Source organism: Leclercia adecarboxylata (genome assembly GCF_006874705.1).
Lineage (GTDB): Bacteria > Pseudomonadota > Gammaproteobacteria > Enterobacterales > Enterobacteriaceae > Enterobacter > Enterobacter adecarboxylatus_C.
On sequence record NZ_CP035382.1, the window covers coordinates 1,646,861 to 1,668,907 of the forward strand.

21 protein-coding genes are annotated in these 22,047 nt (G+C 58.5%); 5 read left to right on the forward strand and 16 right to left on the reverse strand.

Annotation, left to right across the window (positions count from 1 at the left end; translation table 11 throughout):
• Positions 1-26: 26 nt before the first annotated feature.
• Positions 27-2,288: a 5-methyltetrahydropteroyltriglutamate--homocysteine S-methyltransferase gene (gene metE / locus ES815_RS08890; RefSeq protein WP_142487500.1), complete on the reverse strand. Its 2,262-nt coding sequence runs from the start codon at positions 2,286-2,288 to the stop codon at positions 27-29.
• Between the two features lie 117 nt (positions 2,289-2,405).
• Between metE and metR the strand changes: the two genes are divergently transcribed.
• On the forward strand, positions 2,406-3,359 hold the full coding sequence (gene metR, locus ES815_RS08895; protein ID WP_142487501.1) for an HTH-type transcriptional regulator MetR: 954 nt from the start codon (positions 2,406-2,408) through the stop codon (positions 3,357-3,359).
• On the opposite strand, the gene ES815_RS08900 is transcribed toward metR, so the two are convergent.
• The 3 genes from ES815_RS08900 to pldB all read right to left on the reverse strand — a co-directional run bounded on the left by ES815_RS08900 (position 3,247) and on the right by pldB (position 6,050).
• Entirely contained in the window at positions 3,247-4,146 is a 900-nt protein-coding gene (locus tag ES815_RS08900; protein WP_142487502.1) for a carboxylate/amino acid/amine transporter, read from the reverse strand. The two genes, metR and ES815_RS08900, sit on opposite strands and share 113 nt — an antisense overlap.
• Positions 4,147-4,228: 82 nt before the next feature.
• Complete coding sequence (gene yigL / locus ES815_RS08905) at positions 4,229-5,029, reverse strand: sugar/pyridoxal phosphate phosphatase YigL (protein ID WP_142487503.1); 801 nt, start codon at positions 5,027-5,029, stop codon at positions 4,229-4,231.
• A 25-nt stretch (positions 5,030-5,054) separates the two neighbouring features.
• Entirely contained in the window at positions 5,055-6,050 is a 996-nt protein-coding gene (gene pldB, locus ES815_RS08910; protein WP_142487504.1) for a lysophospholipase L2, read from the reverse strand.
• Between the two features lie 109 nt (positions 6,051-6,159).
• Between pldB and rhtB the strand changes: the two genes are divergently transcribed.
• A complete protein-coding gene (rhtB, locus tag ES815_RS08915; RefSeq protein ID WP_106995919.1) occupies positions 6,160-6,780 on the forward strand; it encodes a homoserine/homoserine lactone efflux protein in 621 nt (206 codons plus the stop codon).
• Here the strand turns inward: rhtB and rhtC are convergent.
• The 3 genes from rhtC to pldA form a co-directional block, all read right to left on the reverse strand.
• Positions 6,777-7,397 carry a threonine export protein RhtC gene (gene rhtC / locus ES815_RS08920; protein WP_142487505.1) on the reverse strand — a complete coding sequence of 207 codons (621 nt, stop codon included), beginning with the start codon at positions 7,395-7,397 and terminating at the stop codon, positions 6,777-6,779. The two genes, rhtB and rhtC, sit on opposite strands and share 4 nt — an antisense overlap.
• Positions 7,398-7,458: 61 nt before the next feature.
• Positions 7,459-9,288 carry an ATP-dependent DNA helicase RecQ gene (gene recQ, locus ES815_RS08925; protein ID WP_142487506.1) on the reverse strand — a complete coding sequence of 610 codons (1,830 nt, stop codon included), beginning with the start codon at positions 9,286-9,288 and terminating at the stop codon, positions 7,459-7,461.
• Positions 9,289-9,379: 91 nt separating this feature from the next.
• Positions 9,380-10,240, reverse strand: a complete 861-nt coding sequence (gene pldA / locus ES815_RS08930; protein ID WP_142487507.1) for a phospholipase A — start codon at positions 10,238-10,240, stop codon at positions 9,380-9,382.
• 159 nt (positions 10,241-10,399) lie between these two features.
• On the opposite strand from pldA, the gene yigI reads away from it, so the two are divergent.
• Positions 10,400-10,867, forward strand: a complete 468-nt coding sequence (gene yigI, locus ES815_RS08935) for an acyl-CoA thioesterase YigI (RefSeq protein ID WP_142487508.1) — start codon at positions 10,400-10,402, stop codon at positions 10,865-10,867.
• A 51-nt stretch (positions 10,868-10,918) separates the two neighbouring features.
• Positions 10,919-11,815, forward strand: a complete 897-nt coding sequence (gene rarD, locus ES815_RS08940; RefSeq protein WP_142487509.1) for an EamA family transporter RarD — start codon at positions 10,919-10,921, stop codon at positions 11,813-11,815.
• Between the two features lie 84 nt (positions 11,816-11,899).
• Here rarD and corA read toward each other — a convergent pair whose 3' ends face one another.
• From corA to lptM, 8 genes are all read right to left on the reverse strand, one after another.
• The gene (corA, locus tag ES815_RS08950; RefSeq protein ID WP_142487510.1) at positions 11,900-12,850 is read right to left on the reverse strand and encodes a magnesium/cobalt transporter CorA; all 951 of its coding nucleotides are present in this window, start codon (positions 12,848-12,850) and stop codon (positions 11,900-11,902) included.
• A 148-nt stretch (positions 12,851-12,998) separates the two neighbouring features.
• A complete protein-coding gene (ysgD, locus tag ES815_RS24130; protein ID WP_350223562.1) occupies positions 12,999-13,244 on the reverse strand; it encodes a YsgD/CorL family protein in 246 nt (81 codons plus the stop codon).
• On the reverse strand, positions 13,205-15,367 hold the full coding sequence (gene uvrD, locus ES815_RS08955; protein ID WP_142487511.1) for a DNA helicase II: 2,163 nt from the start codon (positions 15,365-15,367) through the stop codon (positions 13,205-13,207). Before uvrD ends, ysgD begins: the two co-directional genes overlap by 40 nt.
• Before the next feature lie 107 nt (positions 15,368-15,474).
• Positions 15,475-16,191, reverse strand: coding sequence for a 5-amino-6-(5-phospho-D-ribitylamino)uracil phosphatase YigB (yigB, locus tag ES815_RS08960; protein WP_142487512.1), 717 nt, complete (start codon positions 16,189-16,191; stop codon positions 15,475-15,477).
• Positions 16,191-17,093 carry a tyrosine recombinase XerC gene (gene xerC, locus ES815_RS08965; protein WP_142487513.1) on the reverse strand — a complete coding sequence of 301 codons (903 nt, stop codon included), beginning with the start codon at positions 17,091-17,093 and terminating at the stop codon, positions 16,191-16,193. Before xerC ends, yigB begins: the two co-directional genes overlap by 1 nt.
• Positions 17,090-17,797 (reverse strand): DUF484 domain-containing protein, encoded by a 708-nt coding sequence (locus tag ES815_RS08970; protein WP_142487514.1) that lies wholly within the window; start codon positions 17,795-17,797, stop codon positions 17,090-17,092. Before ES815_RS08970 ends, xerC begins: the two co-directional genes overlap by 4 nt.
• Positions 17,794-18,618 carry a diaminopimelate epimerase gene (dapF, locus tag ES815_RS08975; RefSeq protein WP_142487515.1) on the reverse strand — a complete coding sequence of 275 codons (825 nt, stop codon included), beginning with the start codon at positions 18,616-18,618 and terminating at the stop codon, positions 17,794-17,796. Before dapF ends, ES815_RS08970 begins: the two co-directional genes overlap by 4 nt.
• Before the next feature lie 32 nt (positions 18,619-18,650).
• Positions 18,651-18,854: an LPS translocon maturation chaperone LptM gene (lptM, locus tag ES815_RS08980; protein WP_106995931.1), complete on the reverse strand. Its 204-nt coding sequence runs from the start codon at positions 18,852-18,854 to the stop codon at positions 18,651-18,653.
• Between the two features lie 139 nt (positions 18,855-18,993).
• Here lptM and cyaY point away from each other — a divergent pair, with 139 nt between their 5' ends.
• Positions 18,994-19,314, forward strand: a complete 321-nt coding sequence (gene cyaY / locus ES815_RS08985; protein ID WP_142487516.1) for an iron donor protein CyaY — start codon at positions 18,994-18,996, stop codon at positions 19,312-19,314.
• Positions 19,315-19,402: 88 nt separating this feature from the next.
• Here cyaY and cyaA read toward each other — a convergent pair whose 3' ends face one another.
• Positions 19,403-21,946 carry a class I adenylate cyclase gene (gene cyaA, locus ES815_RS08990; protein ID WP_142487517.1) on the reverse strand — a complete coding sequence of 848 codons (2,544 nt, stop codon included), beginning with the start codon at positions 21,944-21,946 and terminating at the stop codon, positions 19,403-19,405.
• Positions 21,947-22,047: the final 101 nt, after the last annotated feature.

Consider the following 22,047-nt stretch of genomic DNA (forward strand, 5'->3'; position numbering starts at 1 on the left):
CGCCGCCCGGCAATCGTGCGCCGGGGCTAACCCTGGCGCAAATTCTGCGCCGCTTTAACCATGTTCGCCAGCGCGCTACGGGTCTCCGGCCAGCCGCGGGTTTTCAGGCCGCAGTCCGGGTTTACCCACAGGCGCTCTGCGGGGATACGCTGCGCCGCTTTCTGCAGCAGGGCTTCAATCCACTCCACGCTCGGGACGTTCGGGGAGTGAATGTCGTACACGCCCGGCCCGATCTCGTTCGGGTAGTCGAACTCTTCGAACGACTCCAGCAGCTCCATGTCTGAGCGCGAGGTCTCGATGGTGATCACGTCAGCATCCAGGGCGGCGATGGAGTCCATGATGTCGTTAAACTCGCAGTAACACATATGGGTATGGATCTGGGTGTCATCCTTCGCCACGGCGGCGTTGATACGGAAGGCTTCCACGCCCCACGCCAGGTAAGCATCCCAGTCGCTGCGACGCAGCGGCAAACCTTCGCGCAGCGCCGGTTCGTCGATCTGGATGATGCCAATGCCCGCCGCTTCCAGATCCGCCACTTCATCACGCAGCGCCAGGGCAATCTGTTTGGCGATGGTCTCACGGGTCACGTCTTCGCGCGGGAAGGACCAGCAAAGGATGGTCACCGGACCGGTCAGCATGCCTTTTACCGGCTTGTCGGTCAGAGACTGAGCATATTTCGCCCACTCCACGGTGATCGCTTCCGGACGGCTGACGTCGCCAATCACTACCGGCGGCTTCACGCAGCGGGAGCCGTAGCTCTGCACCCAGCCGTTCTGGGTAAAGACAAACCCATCGAGGTGTTCACCGAAGTACTCCACCATGTCGTTACGCTCGGCTTCACCGTGCACCAGCACGTCGAGTCCTAAACGCTCCTGCTCCACAATGGCCTGTTTGATGTGTTCGGCGATGCCGGTGCGGTAGTTACCCGCATCCAGGTTGCCCTTTTTGAAGTCCAGACGCAGGCCGCGGATCTCGGTGGTCTGCGGGAAGGAACCGATGGTGGTGGTCGGCCAGGCCGGCAGGTTGAAACGGGCACGCTGGGCTTCGGCACGCACCTCATAGCCATTCTGACGCTGGCTGTCCTGGGCAGTGATGGCCGCCAGACGTTTTTCCACGGCGGCATTGTGCACGCGCGTCGAGTGACGACGGGCCTGAATCGGCGCGCTCCATTCGGTAATGGCGGCGGTGTCACCCGTATTCAGCGCATCACGCAGCAACGCCAGCTCTTCGCATTTTTGCAGGGCGAAGGCGAACCAGCTCTTCACTTCCGCATCCAGGCGGGTCTCGACGCTCAGGTCGATTGGGCTGTGCAGCAGTGAACAAGAGGAGGCGACCCATAGCTCGCGCTTGCCTATAATACCTTTGATTTGGTTATATTTTTCTGTCAGGTCGGCGCGCCAGACGTTACGCCCGTTCACCAGTCCGGCAGAGAGCAGCCAGTTCGCAGGCAGACGGGTGTGCAGCTCGGCTACCTCATCTTTACCGTGAACCAGGTCTACGTGCAGACCCTGCACCGGCAGCGCGGTGATGGTGTCGAGGTTCGGCGTCACCCCTTCGAAATAGGTGGTCAGCAGCAGTTTTACCCGGCCCGCGAGCGCGTCGTACGCCGGTTTGAAAGCATTCAGCCATGCCTGCGGCAGCTCCAGCACCAGCGCCGGTTCGTCGATCTGCACCCACTCAACGCCGCGTTTTGCCAGCTCGCCCAGCACCTGCTGATACACCGGCAGGATGTCGTTCAGCAGGCTCAGGCGGTCAAACTGCTCGCCCTTCACTTTACCCAGCCACAGATACGTAACCGGGCCCAGCAGGACAGGTTTGACCTTGTGGCCCAGCGCCAGCGCTTCGTCCACCTCATCCAGCAGCTGGGTCCAGGTCAGTTTGAACTGCTGACCTTTAACGAACTCCGGCACCATGTAGTGATAGTTAGTGTTAAACCATTTGGTCATTTCCGCTGCCGCCGCGGGCTCGCCGGTCGGTGCGCGGCCACGGCCAATACGGAACAGGGTGTCGATATCCACCGATCCATCGCTGTTCTGATGACGAGCCGGCACGTTGCCAAGCAGCAGGCTGGTGGTCAGAACATGGTCGTACCAGGCAAAATCGCCCACCGGGAGCAGATCCACGCCAGCCTGCTTTTGCTGGTCCCAGTGACGGGCGCGCAGCTCGCGCCCTACCGCCAGCAGTTCTTCACGCGTGGCGTTGCCCGCCCAGTAGCTCTCTTGTGCCTTTTTCAGTTCGCGACGAAGGCCGACGCGTGGAAAACCGAGGGTGTGGTTACGAATTGTCATGGTATGCCCCTTATGGAATTTTCAGGATTTAGACGTCCAGATGTTTACACTTCCATATTGTAAAGGTACTGTATATTCCTCAAGCGCAAATTGCTCATGGCGAAGTGAAGGACTTTCATGATCGAGATAAAACACCTGAAAACGCTCCAGGCGTTGCGGAACTGCGGTTCTCTCGCGGCGGCGGCGGCCACGCTGCACCAGACGCAGTCCGCCCTTTCCCACCAGTTCAGCGATCTGGAACAACGCCTTGGCTTCCGTCTGTTCGTGCGTAAAAGTCAGCCGCTGCGCTTTACGCCGCAGGGCGAGATCCTGCTACAGCTGGCCAATCAGGTGCTGCCGCAGATCGCCAGCGCGCTGCAGGCCTGTCATGAGCCGGAGCAGACCAGGCTGCGCATCGCCATCGAGTGTCACAGCTGTATTCAGTGGCTGACCCCCGCGCTTGAGAACTTCCGCCAGAGGTGGCCGCAGGTGGAGATGGACTTTAAATCCGGCGTGACCTTTGATCCGCAGCCCTCCCTGGTGCAGGGCGAGCTGGATCTGGTGATGACCTCGGACATTCTGCCGCGCAGCGGCCTGCACTATTCGCCCATGTTTGATTTTGAAGTGCGTCTGGTGCTGGCCCCGGACCATCCTCTGGCCGCCAGAGCGCGCATCACGCCGGAAGATCTGGCGACGGAAACGCTGCTGATCTACCCGGTTCAGCGCAGTCGTCTGGATATCTGGCGTCACTTTCTGCAGCCGGCGGGCATCAGCCCGCAGCTGAAAAGCGTGGATAACACCCTGCTGTTGATTCAGATGGTGGCGGCCAGAATGGGCATCGCGGCGCTGCCGCACTGGGTGGTGGAGAGTTTTGAACGCCAGGGTCTGGTGGTGACCAAAACCCTGGGCGAGGGATTGTGGAGCCGGTTGTACGCCGCCGTGCGCGATGGCGAGCAGCGTCAACCGGTTACCGAGGCCTTTATTCGCTCAGCGCGGAACCATGCTTGCGACCATCTACCGTTTGTCCGGAGCGCGGAGCGACCCAACGGCGATGTACCCACAGTGAAGCCAGGATCACCGTCCCCCCAATAATGAAGCTCGGCCAGTGCGGTTGTTCCTGCCAGATGGCGAGGTTCACCAGCAGGCCCGCAGGGACGTGGACGTTGTTCATGATCCCCAGCGTCCCGGCGTCCACCTGCGTGGCGCCGTAGTTCCACATGAAGTAACCCAGCCCGGATGCCACCACCCCCAGCCAGATCAGCACGCTCCACTGCAGCGTGGTGGTCGGCAGCTTCTGCGGATTACCCAGCATGAACCACGCCGCCACCGCTACTATCGCTGCCCCCATATAGAACCAGGCAAAAGCGTTGTGCTGCGGCATTGGCCGGGTCTCCATCAGGCGTTTATAGCCCACCATGCCAATCGCAAAGCTGATGTTGGCGAGCTGGACGAACATCAGTCCGGTCCAGAAATGATCGCTCACTTTGTCATAGCGAATGATCGCCGCACCCACTACCGCCAGCGCCGCGCTCAGCAGGTAGCCCCAGCGCAGCCGGCGCTTGCTCAGGAGATCGTAAATCAGGGTGATATAGAGCGGCGTCAGCACGGTAAACAGCAGGAATTCCGATACCGACAGATAAACGTAAGCCCGGAAGCTGAACAGATACATGATGCCAAGCTGCATCGCGCCCACCAGCATATAGAGCAGGATAGTTTTCAGCGTTTGCCCGCGCGTACGCAGGAACGGCAGGAACACCAGCGCCGCCAGCCCGACGCGCATCAGCACCGAGAAGTAGCTGTCGACATGTCCGGCAAGATATTCACCGATCAGGCTAAAGGAGAAGGCCCACAGGATAGTGGTGATGATGAGTAGCGCCACAATGCTTGTCTCTCTGGAAGATGGACAGGCATTGTAGCGAACTCTTTGGTTGACAGCTGAACGTTAAACAACCAAATGAAGATTATTCAAGGAACAGCTTACGCAGGTATTTTGGCACCGCGTTGTCACCGTTGGTGCCGATCACTTCCAGCTCCGGGTGCAGGTCTTTCAGGCGCTGGTGGGCGTTTTCCATGATGCAGCCTTTCCCCGCCATGGAGAGCATTTCAGCGTCGTTCATACCGTCGCCAAAGGCAATGCAGTCCTGCAGATCAAAGCCCAGACGTTTGGCAACCGCTTCCAGAGCATGACCCTTGGAGACGCCGCCCGCCATTACTTCCAGACAGGTAAGCGTGGAGAAGCTGACGTTAACCCGATCGCCCCAGCGGGCGTTGATCGCCTGCTCCAGCGGCAGCAGCGCTTCGTGGCTGTCGGTGGTGAAGAATACCTTGCTGATGCCTTCCGGCTCCAGCAGGCCCGGTTCATACAGCGAATAGTTGAAGACCGCCTCTTTGAAGAAACGCATCTCGTCCGGGCGGTGACGGTTCATAAACCACTCATCATCGCGATAGACGTTGGTGATGATATCGGGGTTGTTATGCATGATCCCGAACAGATCGGTGGCGATGTCGCGATCGAGGTTATGGGTGAAGATCAGATTCCCGTCCAGATCGTGCACGCGGGCACCGTTGGAGGTGATCATGTAGGACTTGATCTCCAGATTATCGCGGATCTGCCCCACATCAACGTGGTGGCGGCCGGTGGCGAAGACGAAATTCACGCCACGGGCAGTCAGGAGTTTTAAGGTCTCTTTCGCGTAAGGCGATAAAGTGTGGTCGGGAGAGAGCAGCGTGCCATCTAAATCAGACGCGACAACCTGGTACATAGAAAAATTTAACCTCTGGTGAATATCAGTTATGCCTGCCGAAAAAGTCGACGATGGCGTTGAGTGCGACTGAGCGCATGGCGTCCTTTTCAAAAAGGATCTCATGGTACGCGCCGTTTATGACCAGCGGTTTACCCCCTTCGCAAGGGTGACCGGCTGCGGCTCGCAGTTCACAGAAGCGGTCGTGCATGCGGTTATCCACTACCCGCTCCTCTTCTGCCTGAAGGATAATTGTGGGGGTATCGTCCTGGCCGGCGCCCGCCATCGCCTCCTCACCTGCCAGAATGCCTTCGCGCACCCAGTGGTAAGTGGGACCACCGACGCGTAAACGCGGTTCATCCGCATAAAAGCGCAGGTTGCGGCGATAACGCTGCCGACTGTGGGTTAACACGTTAATGGCAAAAGGCAGTGCGCGCCAGCGCCCGGTGCCGATGGCGTAGCCTTCACGAATGCGCTGATGGCCCTCAGCCCAGTCGAGGATATGGCGTACCATCCAGTCCGGAAAACGCATGACGATGCCAAACATCGGGGCGCTCAGGGCAATGGCATCACACTGATGCTGCGGGTGGCGCTGTAAAAACAGCGTGGCGATCGCGCCGCCCATCGAATGCGCCAGAATAAACCGTTTTCGCCATCGGCCGGGCTGCACTTCCTGCTGCCAGAAGGCGGCAAAATCATCGACGTAATCGCTGAACTGACTTACATGGCCGCGGTGCGTGTCGGACAGCATTCGCCCGGAGCGCCCCTGACCACGGTGGTCGATAATCAGCACGTCATAACCCAGCCGGAAGAGATCGTATGCCAGCTCGGCATACTTGACGTAACTTTCGATCCGTCCGGGACAAATTATTATCACCGAATCATGGGTTTCGGCCTGAAAACGAACAAAGCGCACAGGAACATCATCGACGCCTGTAAACCCGCCCTCTTCGCGCTGGCGCCAGAAATCGGTCAACGGCCCCATAGAGAAAGCGGCGAAAGCCTTTTCTCGCGTTTCCCAGTCCTTATTCTGCTGAAACATCGGGTTTACACCCCTGTAAGCCAAGGAATATCGTTTTTTCGTGACAGGTCGTAAAATGACGCAACATTAGCGTATTGTGGCATAAAAATAGACGATTCGGGAGCTTCAAATGACCTTCGAGTGGTGGTTCGCCTACCTGCTGACATCCATCATCCTCAGCCTTTCACCGGGTTCCGGGGCCATCAATACCATGACCACCGCCATGAACCATGGCTATCGCGGAGCGGCGGCGTCGATTGCCGGATTGCAGACCGGGCTGGGGATTCACATCGTGCTGGTCGGCATAGGGCTCGGCACTCTGTTCTCCCGCTCGGTACTGGCTTTCGAAGTGCTGAAGTGGGCCGGCGCGGCCTACCTTATCTGGCTGGGGATCCAGCAGTGGCGCGCCGCGGGTGCCCTGGATCTGAATACGCTCGCCCAGACCCAGAGCCGGGGCCGCCTGTTTAAACGCGCGGTGTTTGTGAACCTGACCAACCCGAAAAGCATCGTCTTTCTAGCCGCCCTGTTTCCGCAGTTTATCGTGCCGCATCAGCCCCAGATCATGCAGTACGTGGTGCTCGGCGTGACCACCATTGTGGTCGATATTATTGTGATGATTGGCTATGCGACGCTGGCAACGCGGATTGCGACATGGATTAAAGGGCCTCGTCAGATGAAGGCCCTGAATAAAGTGTTTGGTTCGCTGTTTATGCTGGTGGGCGCGCTGCTGGCGTCAGCACGACACGCTTAACGCGACAGGATCAGATGAATGCCGAAGCCGGCGAATAACGCGCCGGCAACGCCGTCAATCCACTTCGCCAGGCGTTGATATCCGCGGCGCATCGAGGGCAGAGCAAACAGGCTCGCAACGATTGTGAACCAGGCGAAGGTCTCCAGCACGATCAGCAGGAAAATGCCCCAGCGCGCACCGGCCCCGACGTCTTCACCCACGAACAGTGAAAATACCGAGCCAAAATAGATGATTGCTTTTGGATTGGCGAGGTTGGTCAGCAGCCCTTTCACAAAGCTGCGCCCGCTGGCCGCCAGCTCCATTTTTGGCTCCGGTGCATCGCTGTCCTCTTTCTTAAACGCCCCACGCAGCATCTGATAGCCCATCCAGCACAGATACAGACCGCCGCCGACCATAATGATGTTGTGCAGCCACGCCATTTTTTCGAGGATCAGGTTCAGGCCCAGCAGCGCCACGGCAGCCCAGACCATGACGCCAAGGGTAATACCCAGCACGCCCATCATCGCCTCTTTGCGGGAGCGGCTCACCGCCGTCTGTGAGACGAAGAAAAAGTCAGGGCCAGGGCTCATCAGCGCCACAATATGCACCAGCGCCACGGTCAGAAACAGGGTTAACATAATTAACTCGCGGGGAAATAGTTCAGGGAGTCATCATCCTGGCACTTTTTTGCCGGACTGACTACTCCTCATCATCGCCATCCGTATGGGAACGAATCAGCGCCATAAACTCTTTACCAAAACGTTCCAGCTTACGCGTGCCGACGCCGTTGACGCTGAGCATTTCGCTGGCGCTGAGCGGCATCTGTTCGGCCATCTCAATCAGCGTCGCGTCGTTAAACACCACGTACGGCGGGATATTCTCTTCATCCGCGATGGCTTTGCGCAGCTTACGCAGCTTGGCGAACAGCTTGCGATCGTAGTTACCGCCGTAAGATTTCTGCATCACCCGCGGTTTCAGCGCCACCACGCGCGGCACGGCCAGCTGCAGTTCCACGACGCCACGTAGCACCGGGCGGGCAGCTTCGGTGAGCTGCAGCGCAGAGTGCTGGGCAATGTTCTGGGTCGCAAAACCGAGGTGGATCAGCTGACGGATGACGCTCACCCAGTGCTCATGGCTCTGATCGCGACCAATACCGTAGACCGGCAGCTTGTCATGACCCATCTCGCGGATACGCTGGTTGTTGGCACCGCGCAGCACCTCCACCACGTAGCCCATACCGAAGCGTTGATTGACGCGGCCAATGGTGGAGAGCGCCTTACGCGCGTCCATCAGGCCATCGTACTGCTTCGGCGGATCGAGGCAGATATCACAGTTGCCGCACGGCTCCTGGCGCCCCTCGCCAAAATAGTTCAGCAGCACCAGGCGGCGGCAGGTTTGCGCTTCGGCAAAGGCCCCCATCGCGTTGAGCTTGTGGCGCTCGATATCCTGCAACGGCCCCTGCGGTTTCTCTTCCAGGCAGCGGCGCAGCCAGGCCATATCGGCCGGATCGTAGAACAGCATCGCTTCCGCAGGCAGGCCGTCACGCCCGGCGCGGCCCGTCTCCTGATAGTAGGATTCGATATTGCGCGGAATGTCGAAATGCACCACAAAGCGCACGTTCGGCTTGTTGATGCCCATCCCAAAGGCGACGGTCGCCACCACGATTTGCAGGTCGTCGCGCTGGAACTTCTCCTGCACCTCGGCGCGAATGTGGTTTTCCAGCCCGGCATGATAGGCGGCTGCGCTGAAACCCCGGCTTTGCAGTCGCGCGGCGGTGTCTTCCACCTTCGCCCGGCTGTTGCAGTAGATGATGCCCGACTTGCCGCGCTGCTCCTGGACATAGCGCAACAGCTGATCCAGCGGCTTGAATTTTTCCATCAGCATGTAGCGGATATTCGGGCGGTCGAAGCTGCTGACCTGGATTAGCGGATCGTTAAGGCCCAGCAGACGAACAATATCCTGGCGGGTGGTGTCGTCGGCGGTGGCGGTGAGCGCCATAAACGGCAGCTCGGGGAAACGCTGGCGCAGATGACCGAGGGCCGCGTACTCCGGACGAAAATCATGACCCCACTGGGAAATACAGTGCGCTTCGTCCACCGCCAGCAGCACCGGATTCCAGTGCGCCAGATGCTCAAGGAAGTTATCCAGCATCAGGCGTTCCGGGGCGATATACAGCAGACGCACCTGCCCGGTGCGGCACCCGGCCATGACTTCCTGCTGCTGCTCGCGGGTTTGGGTGGAGTTGATACAGGCCGCCGCAACGCCGTTCGCCAGCAGCTGGTCGACCTGATCTTTCATCAGCGAGATCAGCGGTGATACCACCACCGTCAGGCCGTTCATCACCAGGGCGGGAACCTGATAGCAAAGGGATTTCCCGCCGCCGGTCGGCATCACCACCAGACAGTCACGGCCCGCAAGGGCAGTGTTAATGATGGTTTCCTGGCCCGGGCGGAACTGCTGGTAGCCAAAGGTTTCGTGCAAAACCTGTTTAGCCAGCAACTCCTGATTTACGACTTCCGCCTGCACCACATCAACCCCATTTGCCTGAAATAAAAACAGGCGCTATTTTCAGCGCCTGCGAGAGAAACTTCAACGTTTAAGACAAAAACATTCGAGGAGGCTAGAAAAGATCGTTCAGCATCACGCCCACGCCGACGCGGGTCTGGTTGAAGTTGTAGTCGATCAGCGATTCGCCGTAACCGCTGTAGACCTGGGTATAGAAACGAACATGTTTGGTCAACGGGTAGCTGACGCCCATCTCCGCGCCGCCGTAGCCGGTATTCCAGTTGTACTGACCCTTCACGCTCAGCACCGCTTCGCCCAGCTGATAGCCCACCCGCAGCTGGTAGTAGCCCATGTATTTGGTGATATCCGGGTTATCGTCGGTGTTGCCCACCACGTACCAGGGCTTCACCTCCACCAGCCAGTTGCCGTTCTGCGCCATCAGGCGGGTATAGAGGCGGTTCCAGCTGCGCGACGTTGGGTCGGAGCGGCCGTTAGACATGTGGTTGTAGCCAAACTCCACGTCCCGCAGGGTCCAGCCCGCCAGCGAGTAATCGGTGGCAAAGCCAAGGAAAAGCTGCGGCTCATAGTTGGTCTCACGAAACGGCGAAGATTCATCGCTGTTCGACAGCTGCCACCAGGATTTTTGCGTGTAGGAGCCACCGAGAATCGAATTCGGCCCCAAAATGCCGCGCCATAGCGGGAAGGCAAGGCTCAGCTGAAACTTCACCTCATCTTTTTGCGAATCGTCGGCCCAGTCATAGGTGCGGATCGCCTCTTTATTGAGGTCGCTGGTGGCGGTGTAGATGAGGTAGTTGCTGTCATAGGGATAGAGCGTAAAAGGATTATCGTGCTCTTCCAAAAGGTTAGCGATGATGCTGCCCCGTACAGCAGGCACCTCTTGAGTTACCGCTTCCTGCGCGAATGCCACAGAGGGCAGCGTAACCGCCGCCAGGAACCCGGCCTGATATATCCGCATCGGTGATGCTCTCCTGCGAAATTGTTTTAATGAATAGTTATGGTTTATTCATTTTACAGAATTAATGATTAACTGCTTATATCCGGGGTCTGAAAGTAGAAATTCACACTAATGAGGCATAAAATCAACAGCCTTTTAACAATAAGGATGTGACGCGCTATGTCTGCCACGCTAACTGCCGACCAGGCCCTGAAGCTTGTCGGGGAGATCTTCGTCTACCATATGCCGTTCAACCGTGCGCTGGGGCTCGAGCTGGAGCGTTACGAAAAAGATTTTGCCCAACTGAGCTTTAACAACCAGCCGATGATGGTCGGTAACTGGGCGCAAAGCATTCTCCATGGCGGGGTGATCGCCTCTGCCCTTGATGTTGCCGCTGGTCTGGTCTGCGTCGGCAGCACCCTGACCCGCCACGACACCATCAACGAAGACGAGCTGCGCCAGCGCCTGTCGCGGATGGGCACCATCGACCTGCGCGTCGATTATCTGCGCCCTGGCCGCGGGAATCGCTTTACTGCCAGCAGCAGCCTGCTGCGGGCGGGCAATAAAGTCGCGGTCGCGCGCGTCGAGCTACACAACGAAGATCAGGTTTATATCGCCAGCGCAACCGCCACTTATATGGTGGGTTGAGAAGGTAAAATCGGGTAAAATTGCGTTACTTTTTTGTAACGGATTTTCCTGATGGATGCTAAACAGACGCGGCAGGGCGTTTTGCTCGCCCTTGCCGCTTATTTTATCTGGGGTATCGCGCCCGCCTACTTCAAGCTGATTCACTACGTCCCCGCTGACGAAATTCTTACCCACCGCGTGATCTGGTCGTTTTTCTTTATGGTGGCGCTGATGAGCGTAAGCCGTCAGTGGTCGGGGGTGAAAACGCTCCTGCAAACGCCAAAGAAAATTTTCCTGCTGGCCCTCTCTGCCGTATTGATTGGCGGCAACTGGCTACTGTTTATCTGGTCAGTCAATAACCATCATATGCTGGAAGCGAGCCTCGGCTACTTCATTAACCCGCTGGTGAATATCGTGCTGGGGATGCTGTTCCTTGGCGAGCGCTTCCGCCGGATGCAGTGGCTAGCGGTGATCCTCGCCCTCTGCGGCGTTCTGGTTCAGCTCTGGACCTTCGGCTCGCTGCCGGTCATCGCCCTGGGGCTGGCGTTCAGCTTTGCCTTCTATGGCCTGGTGCGCAAGAAAATTGCAGTTGAAGCGCAAACCGGGATGCTGTTTGAAACCCTGTGGCTGCTGCCAGTGGCCGCGATTTACCTGTTCGGCATTGCCGACAGCAGCACCAGCCATATGGGCAGTAACCCGTGGACGCTGAACGTGATGCTGATGGCGGCCGGTGTGGTCACCACCATCCCGCTGCTGTGCTTTACCGGTGCGGCAACGCGTCTGCGCCTGTCGACGCTGGGTTTCTTCCAGTACATCGGCCCGACGCTGATGTTCCTGCTGGCGGTGCTGTTCTACGGCGAAGTGCCGGGCGCGGATAAGATGGTGACCTTTGCCTTTATCTGGGTGGCGCTGGCGGTGTTTGTGGCAGATGCGATTTATACCCAGCGCAGGACGCGCAAAGGGTTGTAGTGCTTTTTGCCGGATGGCGGCTGCGCCTTATCCGGCCTACGGGATCTGTAGGCCCGGTAAGCGTAGCGCCACCGGGCGCAACCATCACAGCCAGTTACGGCGCTTAAAGTAGAGATACGGCGCGAGACCGGCGAGCACCATAAAGACAATCGCTCCCGGATAACCAAAGCTCCATTTCAGCTCCGGCATAAACTCAAAGTTCATCCCGTAGCTGGAGGCCACCAGCGTAGGCGGCAGGAACACTACCGAGACCACCGAGAAGATCTTGATGATGCGGTTCTGCTCGATGTTGATAAAGCCCATCGCCGCCTGCATCAGGAAGTTCACCTTCTGGAACAGGGATTCGTTGTGCGGCAGCAGGGATTCGATATCGCGCAGGATCTCACGCGCCTGCTCCAGCTGACCGCCCGGCAGACGCGCCTTGCGCACCAGGAAGTTCAGCGCGCGCTGGGTATCCATCAGACACAGACGCACCTTCCAGCCGATATCTTCCAGCTCTGCCAGGGTTGAAAGCGCTTCGTCGTACTCATCGCCCTGATGGCCTTCCATGATCACCCGGCTCAGCGCTTCCAGATCGCTGTAGATGTTCTCAATTTCATCCGCCAGCTGTTCGATTTTAGTTTCAAACAGGTCGAGCAGCAGCTCATAGGCATTGCCGTCCACCATCGCCTGGCTACGGGCGCGCATGCGGTAGAGACGGAACGCGGGCAGTTCACGCTCACGCAGGGTAAACAGGCGGCCATCGCGGATGGTGAATGCGACGGTAGAGTTACCGGCGTGATCTTCCGCATCTTCGAAGAAGAAAAAGGAGTGGATGTGCAGACCGTCTTCGTCTTCGAAGAAACGGGCCGACGCCTCGATGTCTTCCAGTTCCGGGCGGGTGGCCAGGCTTTGTCCAAGTTCAGATTGTACGCGCAGGCGTTCGTCGTCATCCGGCTCGACCAGATCCACCCAAACGGCATCAATGAGGGGTTGTGACTCTTCAGCTTCAAGCCGAATCAGTCGGTTCTTTTCCAGTTGAAATGCGCTCAGCATGACCGGGACTCCCAATGCAAAAAATATCGGACAGTTCGGTGGGCACACAGAAACAAATTGGGTTTCAGACCATTAAACAGCCTGACTCAGCGCGACGGGAATAACTGTCGCTGACAACCACTAAGGGCATCAGCGTGAGGAGATAGCCTTAGGAGTTGTTCCTGGATGACAGGGAATTGAGCCAGCATCTACTGGGTGTGTCCAAGGCGAATGTCCTCTTAGCGTAATCGTGCGCGCATGTTACGCCAGCAGTCACAGCGGCGTCAACACGCAACGAAACGCTGAAGAACTTTAAATGCCCTTCAGCGTTTAAGCCTGGCAGCTTATTAAAAAATAGTGATATTTTTCGGAAAGTTACACTGCTTCCAGTCGGGCGTAAGCGGCCACCAGCCATTTGATACCCTGCCCCTGGAATGCCACCTGCAGGCGGCTGTGTTCCCCGCTGCCCTCCAGGTTCACAATGGTGCCTTCACCGAATTTGGCGTGGCGCACGCGCTGGCCGAGTTTGAATCCGCTGTCGTTTTCCGAGACTGGCGCACCCAGACGCTGATGGCTGACCGGGCGGCTGATGCTGGCCCGCAGACGAACCTCTTCCACGCACTCTTCCGGCAGTTCGCCAACAAAACGCGACGGCCGGTGGTAAACCTCTTTGCCGTACAGACGGCGGGTTTCCGCATAGGTCAGGGTCAGCTTTTGCATCGCGCGGGTCACGCCGACGTAGGCCAGGCGACGCTCCTCTTCCAGACGACCGCCCTCATCCAGCGACATCTGGCTCGGGAACATCCCCTCCTCCATGCCGACGATAAACACCTGCGGGAACTCCAGCCCTTTGGCCGAGTGGAGGGTCATCAGCTGGACCGCATCCTGCCAGGTGTCGGCCTGCCCTTCGCCCGCTTCCAGCGCGGCATGGGACAGGAACGCCTGCAGCGGCATCAGGTCTTCATCTTCTTCGTTGTAGCTGAACTGGCGCGTGGCCGTCACCAGTTCCTCTAAGTTCTCGATACGGGTCTGGCCCTTCTCGCCCTTCTCCTGCTCGTACATCATGCGCAGGCCGGAGTCTTTAATCACCCGGTCGGTCTGAACGTGCAGCGGCATGTCGGCGGTTTCCTGAGCCAGGGCTTCGATCAGCTCCAGGAAGCGCTGCAGCGCGCTGGCCGCACGTCCGGCGAGGGCCTTCTCCTGCAGCAGCTCGCGACACGCCTGCCACAGGGTCAGCTGGCGATCGCGGGAGGTCTGACGCACCACGTCAAGGGTGCGATCGCCGATGCCGCGCGTGGGGGTGTTGACCACGCGCTCAAAGGCCGCGTCGTCGTTACGGTTGGCAATCAGGCGCAGATAGGAGAGCGCGTCTTTAATTTCCTGGCGTTCGAAGAAGCGCATCCCGCCATAGATGCGGTACGGCATGCTGGCCTGCAGCAGCGCCTCTTCCAGCACGCGCGACTGGGCGTTGCTGCGGTAGAGAATGGCGCACTTCTCCAGCGCGCCGCCGTTGTCCTGCCAGGTTTTGATTCGGTTGACCACGAAGCGGGCTTCGTCCAGCTCGTTGAAGGCGCAGTAAAGCGAGATCGGCTCGCCGTCGATGCCCTCGGTCCACAGCTTTTTACCCAGACGCCCGTTGTTGTTCTCAATCAGGGCGTTGGCCGCGCTCAGAATGTTGTTGGTGGAGCGGTAGTTCTGCTCCAGGCGGATGGTCTCCGCGCCCGGGAAGTCCTTGAGGAAGCGCTGGATGTTCTCCACCTGGGCGCCGCGCCAGCCGTAGATCGACTGATCGTCATCGCCGACAATCATCACCTTGCTGGAATCGCCCGCCAGCAGGCGGATCCATGCGTACTGAATGTTGTTGGTATCCTGGAATTCGTCCACCAGGATGTTGGTGAAGCGTTCGCGGTAGTGCTGCAGGATATGCGGCTTGTTGAGCCACAGCTCATGGGCGCGCAGCAGCAGCTCGGCAAAATCCACCAGTCCGGCGCGATCGCAGGCCTCCTGGTAGGCCTGATAGACCTTCTGCCAGGTCTGCTCAATCGGGTTGCCAAAGCTCTGGATGTGGTGCGGGCGCAGCCCTTCGTCTTTCTGGCTGTTGATGTACCACATCGCCTGACGCGGCGGCCACTGCTTCTCGTCGAGGTTCATGGCCTTGATCAGGCGCTTCAGCAGGCGCAGCTGATCTTCGCTGTCGAGGATCTGAAAGTCCTGCGGCAGGTTGGCATCCAGATGGTGTGCACGCAGCAGGCGGTGCGCCAGCCCGTGGAAGGTGCCAACCCACATGCCGCCCTGGCTGGTGCCCATCAGCTGGGCAATACGGTGGCGCATCTCCGCCGCCGCTTTGTTGGTGAAGGTTACCGCCATAATCGAGTACGGCGAGCAGTTCTCCACGCTCTGCAGCCAGGCAATGCGGTGTACCAGCACGCGTGTCTTACCACTGCCCGCCCCTGCCAGCACCAGCATATTGGTGCGCGTCGCGGCAACCGCGTCACGCTGTTTGTCATTAAGGCTGTCGAGTAGGTAAGAAACGTCCATTGGCACCGTCACGTAGTAATCAGGAACACGGCAAAACGCCCGGTGGCGCTTCGCTTACCGGGCCTACAACTGCAAAACCCTGGTAATTTATACAATACTACTGGTGATTATATCAGCGTGGTGAGGGATGCCAACCGTGAAATTTCGATATGCGGCAGCAGGCGGCTGTCGGCGGTCTGCATCAGATCGGCATTTTCCGGCTTGATCCAGCAGGCCTGCATCCCGCAGCGGATCGCGCCAGCAACGTCGGTAGTCAGGTCATCGCCCACGTGAAGGATCTCCCCCAGCGGCAGGTCGAGCTTCTCTGCCGCCAGATGGTACATATCGTTGAACGGCTTGGAGCGCCCGTGCGGGCCCGCGCGCAGTACAAACTCGAAGTAGTCGCCCAGGCCGAACAGCTCCGGCTGCGCATTGCCGTTGGTGATGGCCACCAGCGGGCACTTCTCGCCCAGTTTCGCCAGGGTGTCGTGGGTCTCCTGCGGGACGTCGATGCGGCTGCGCCATTGGGCGAAGTGCGCCATCGAGGCTTCTGCGCCAAGCGCGGCATCGGCGGCGGTCAGGCCAGCATTCAGCATCGCCTGCTCAACGGCGCGGCGACGCCACTCGGTGACGTCGTGGTAAATTTCCGGCTCGGTTTGCCGTAACGCCTGGCGCAGGCGGTGAAACTCTTTGTTTTCCAGCGTTTTTAACGCGGGATGGTAGTTTTGCACAAACGCCAGCGCTTCCTGCTCGGTACGCAGGATCACCTCGCGGTTGTCATAAAGGGTGTCATCAAGGTCGAACGTCAGTGCTGAGATGTGGCCTAATGGACGATAAAAACGCATTATTTCCCCCGTTTGGCGCGTGGATGCGCCGCGTCGTACACCGAGGCAAGGTGTTGAAAATCAAGATGGGTATAAATCTGGGTGGTGGACAAATTGGCGTGGCCCAGCAGCTCCTGCACCCCACGCAGATCGCCGCTGGACTCGAGCATGTGCGTGGCGAACGAGTGACGCAGTTTATGCGGATGAACATGGCTGTTCAGCCCCTGCTTGATCCCCCACTCGGCAAAGCGTTTCTGCACGTTACGCGCCGAGATGCGCTTCCCGAGCTTCGAGAGGAACAGCGCATCGTCTTCGGTGCCAAATAGGCCGCGCAGATCGAGCCAGTGCTCAATCCACGCCACGGCGTTACGGCCAATGGGCAGGCGGCGCTCTTTGCTGCCTTTGCCCATCACCCACACTTCGCCGGTGTCCAGATCGAGGTGTTTGATATCGAGGTTCACCAGCTCGGAAAGACGTAACCCCGCGCCGTACATCACCTCCAGCATCGCCCGATCCCGTACCGCCAGCGGATCGTTGAGATCGATATCCAGCAGGCGGTTAACGTCATCGACATCGATATTTTTGGGCAGGTGGCGCGGCGCTTTTGGCGCGGCGATCCCTTTGGCCGGGTTGGCGTTGAGCTCGCCCTGGCTTACCTGCCAGTCGAAGAAGCTGCGCAGGGCCGACAGACGCAGCGCGAGGCTGGCAGGGCCAAGCCCTTTTCGGCGGCTGCGCACGGCAAAGGTCCGCACCGTGGCGGCATCACATTGCTGCCAGCTCCTCAGGCCGATCTCGTCGGCCAGCTGCATGATGGCATCAAGCTGACGCTGGTAGTTTACCAGGGTGATTGGGCTGAGCTGGCGCTCAACGCCCAGATAGCGCAGAAAACGCGTGACGGCAGGCGCCAGCAGAGCATCCGTCATACGCGTTCAATCCAGCGCTCCAGCAGCTCGGGCAGCATCTGCGCGATCTCCTGGAGCAGCTGCGTCCCTTGTCCCTGCTGATAGTGCTGCGGATCGCGGCTGGTAAACAGCATCACCCCGAGATCGCCATCGCGTCCCATCAGCGACATCGCCACCGAACCGATGGCCTTGGCCTCCGGCAGAACGATCAGCAGTTCCGGGCCATGCAGCGGCCCGAGGTAGTGGTTCTCATGCCCCATGCGCTGAATGCGCAGCGGCTCAAACGCCTGCCGCGATAGCGCCAGATGGGTAAAGCTGGAGGGGGCGCCAATGCGCCAGCGATCCGGGAACAGGCGCAGGGTCGCCCCGGCCAGCCCCAGCTCGCGCGCCCAGCGATGCAGGCGAAGCAGAAATTCGTCCAGGCTGCTGGCGGAGGCCAGTCGCGACTGCAGGTGCAGCAGACGATAGAACAGGCTCTCATTACTGGTGGCCTGCTCCATCAGCAGCGAGATATTCTCTTCCAGATGGTTGATATGATTGCGCGCGCGCGCCATATGCCATTCGACCAGCGAGACCGTCCCGCGGATCGGATGTGGCACGCGCATCTCTTCAACCACGCGGGCATTACGAATGAAAAACTCAGGATGGCGCAGCAGATAATCAACAACCGCCCGGTCGTCCATCTCCGTCAGCGTTTCCTGCAGTTCTTCTCCTGGTTGTTTCATAGATGGATAAACCCGTCGTAGACTTGTGTCGCCGGGCCGGTCATATACAGCGGCTGGCCCGGGCCTTTCCAGGCGATATCAAGACGGCCGCCTGGTAAATCCACGCGAACCTCTTCCGCCAGTAAACCCTGCGCAATCCCCACCGCGACGGCCGCACAGGCACCGCTTCCGCACGCCTGTGTTTCACCAGCTCCGCGTTCAAAGACGCGCAGACGGATGTGATCGCGAGTGACGACCTGCATAAACCCAATATTGGCGCGCTCAGGGAAACGTTCATGACTTTCCAGCACCGGACCGAGCGTCTCAACGGGCGCGGTCGCGACGTCATCAACCTGAATCACGCAGTGCGGGTTCCCCATGGAGACCACGCCGCACAAGACTGTCTGTTCCGCGGCGCGCATGATATAGGTCTTTTCCGCTTTGTTGGCGCGGAACGGCACCTGCGATGGCTCGAAGTTCGGCTCGCCCATGTTGACCCGCACCAGCTCATCGTCGGTGACGCTCAGCACCATTCGCCCATTAGCAGTGCTGACGCGGATATCACGCTTGTTGGTCAGCCCTTTCAGCCGGACAAAGCGGGCAAAACAGCGCGCGCCGTTGCCACACTGGGAGACTTCGCTGCCGTCAGCATTAAAGATGCGGTAGTGAAAATCGAGATCGGGATCGTAAGGCGGCTCAACCACCAGCAGCTGATCAAACCCGACCCCGAGGTGCCGATCGGCCAGGCGGCGGATCAGCTCCGGAGAAAAGAAGACATTCTGCGTTACCGCGTCGACGACCATAAAATCATTGCCAAGGCCATGCATTTTAGAGAATTGCATTATTTACTCCATTGCGCGGTTCGCAACGCGCGTCAGTAATTCACCTGGCTTGGGCCGCCATTGTCGCCGCGATCGTTACGATCTGGCATGGTGGTTTGTACGGGGCTTTGCGCTTTTTTGGTCGGTGGTGGCGCGGTTTTATCTGCCGGTGGGAAATAGAGCGGCCCTTTCAGACCACAGCCACTCAGGCTAAACAGTGCGAGGAGAACGGCAAGCGTTCCAAAAACGTTTTTCATTATCAGGTTGCCTGTAAGTTCATGCTTTCTGTTTTCTATCATCGCAGGAGAAGGCACAAAAGCAAGAGTTTGCCGCTAACCTGCAACCGGAATTATTTAGCGTTATACTGCCGCCATCACGAAAAACAGGAACAGAACCATGAATGACAGTGAATTCCATCGCCTCGCCGATAACCTGTGGCAAACCATCGAAGAACGTCTTGACGACTGGGATGGCGACAGCGACATCGATTGTGAAATCAACGGCGGCGTGCTGACCATCAGCTTTGAAAACGGCAGCAAGATCATTATTAACCGTCAGGAACCGCTTCACCAGGTGTGGCTGGCCACCAAGCAGGGCGGCTACCATTTCGACCTCAAGGGCGACGAGTGGATTTGCGATCGCAGCGGTGAAGCGTTCTGGGATCTGCTTGAGCAGGCCGCGACCACGCAGTCGGGCGAAGAGGTGAGCTTCCGCTAAGGTTTATTGCCCGGTGGCGCTGCGCTTACCGGGCCTACAACGGCTCGAACCGTAGGCCGGATAAGCAAAGCGCATCCGGCACAGCGGCTCAGGAGAAATACTGCTGCAACAGCGGGGTGTTGGCGTCCTGATTGGCCGGTGCGGCTGCAATCACTTGGGTACGGAACGGGATCACCTGCGCACGGCCATCGACCTTCACAATCTGGTAGAACTGCGGCAGGTTGAAGTTGATGAAGCTGGAACCGTAGGTAAAGCGATCGTGTGAGGACGAGTAGAAGCGGCTGACGTCGCGCACCAGCTCCTCTTTGCTGCCTTCACAGTGGTGATACACTTCGGCGCGGTTGGTTTCATCAAGGATATAGATATTGAAACCGGCATCGTCGCCCGACTCTTCAAAGAAGAACTGAATAATCCCTTCGCTGGCAAAACCATCCACCACCTGCGGCAGCTTGACGTGGTTAGTCTCAACCTGTACCGACAGACCGTGCAGTTTATTGTGCGAAATGGCGCCATAGAACTCGATGGCATTTTCCAGCTTCTGCACCGAGACGTTCAGACGCTCAAAGAACAGGCCCCAGGTTTGCCCGGAGACGCGCAGCGCTTTGAAGCGGCCGGTTTCCTGACGGGTACTGGAGAGACGCAGGTCGATACACTCGGAGACCAGCTGCTGCACGCGGGTACGGATCAGGCCGCGCAGATGCTGGCTGTAGCAGAAGACCTCGACGCTGTCCGGTGGAGCAGCATCCTGGTGCATCTTGCCGAGAATGGTTTTCAGCGCTTCGATCATCGCCTGCTCGCCGTTGAAATGCAGGGTACGCACTTCGTTCCACGAGTTGCGGTACAGCAGATCGACGCTGCCCACCAGGCAGTTTTGCTGCTCGCCAAAGCTGAACACGTCCAGCTTGCGGAAATCGAAATGCACCACCTGATTACGGAACGCCGCCGTCGGGTCGTATTCCAGGTTGACGATGATCGCCAGATGGCGAATTTCGCACGGGCTGTAGAGCGCTTTCGGCGTCGGCGCAGGCAGACGCAGCGGGAAGTGATGCGACACATCCGCCACCATCTCCTGCAGTTTGGCGAGATCGACGATCTCGTTACCCTTAATAAACAGGCGGGTACGCGACGTCAGCAGGCCGTTAAACCAGGCCCAGGCCACCAGCTTGTTCAGATAGCGGTTATATTCCAGCGGCTGATGACTGATGATCGAATCCATGCTCGGCGCACGGTTGTACAGATACCACCCGGTGCGGTTCGCGCGACCCGGCGGCACATAGATAAAGGTCAGGTTTGGTTCAGACAGGTCCGGCGAAATCTGCGGGTTCACCAGCGTCACTTTACCCGGCAGCGCTTCAAACGCGGCGTACAGCTTACGGGTCAGAACACCGATATCCTGCGGGCTGGCGGAAACGCTGAGGTTATTACGACGGGCAAAGCGGATCAGGTTACGGTAGCTCTGCATCATGGCATCGAGCAGCTCGTTGTGCGCTTCACGCACCTGATCGATCTTCCAGTTGGCACGGTTATCGAGCATCGACAGACGCTCTTCGTCCCATCCCCACTCTTTGACTAACTGACTGACCACTTCACGACGCCAGCCGACGCATGCGCGTTCGCGGCTGAGCTTCTCACAGACTTTGAGATAGAAACATCGACGGACCAGGTCCAGACGGGTCGGATCGTCAATGGCTTTCAGGTATTCGGTGACGCGCTCGAGCATCATGCAGTAGGCATCAAGACCGAAAGAGACGATCTCGCCATCATGCAGACGCTGTTTAATGTCTTTCGCCAACAGGCGCGGCGTCGGGTATTCCCACGAGTAGGCTTCAAGCAGCAGGGTTTTCAGCACCGCTTTGTACGGGGAATCGATACTTTTATACAGCTGCCACAGGCTCGCACCGAAATACTCTTCGGCAGACAGGGAGCTTAAGCCGCCCAGATCCAGCCACTCGTTTGGCGTCAGGACCCCCTGGGCGTAGAGCTTCATGACGTAATCGTCGTAATGCTCTTCTTCGTCGCACGGCACCATACTCCAGAGAATACGCTTCCCGGCCAGGCGCACGGCGGTACGGTAAAACTCATCCAGCAATAAGATGTGCTGCGTCGAGCCGCAGTCTTCACCACCCAGACTGCCGCTTTCATTATGGCGGAAACGGTTTTCATCAATCAGGAAGAAGCTCACTTCCACGCCGAGCGAGGCCGCCCAGCTCTCCAGCAGGCTGCATTTACGCTGCAGCAGCTGACGCTCGTCGTTATCGAGCCAGGACTGATGGCAGACCCAGATATCCAGATCCGAAGAACAGCTTTGCCCTACCGAAGAGGTACTGCCCATGGTGTAGAGGCCGGTGATCGGTAGTTCACCTTTCGGGGACTCCTGCGGCGGCATGCCACGGTAGAGCTCCAGCTCTTTCAGGTAGTGTTCTTGGGTTTCATCAGGCGTGAAAAGGCAGATGCCCTTGGGAACGTTACCGTCGAAGTAACCCGGCATCAGTGGGTGGTGATAGTGCAACAATGTCGGCAGAAGACTGTAAACCTGCTGGAAAGCAGGGCCCATCGCAGCAAGCGCGCGATCGACACGCAGTTGGTTGATGGCATCCAGTCTCTGTTTCAGAGTCTCAATATAGAGGTACAAGACGTATCGCCTGATGTTCAGAAGGCACTAATCCTCACCAGGACCGAGGATTACGCGTTCACAGTATTTCGAAAGTAACCGTCGCCCTTTTTCGCCCTTAT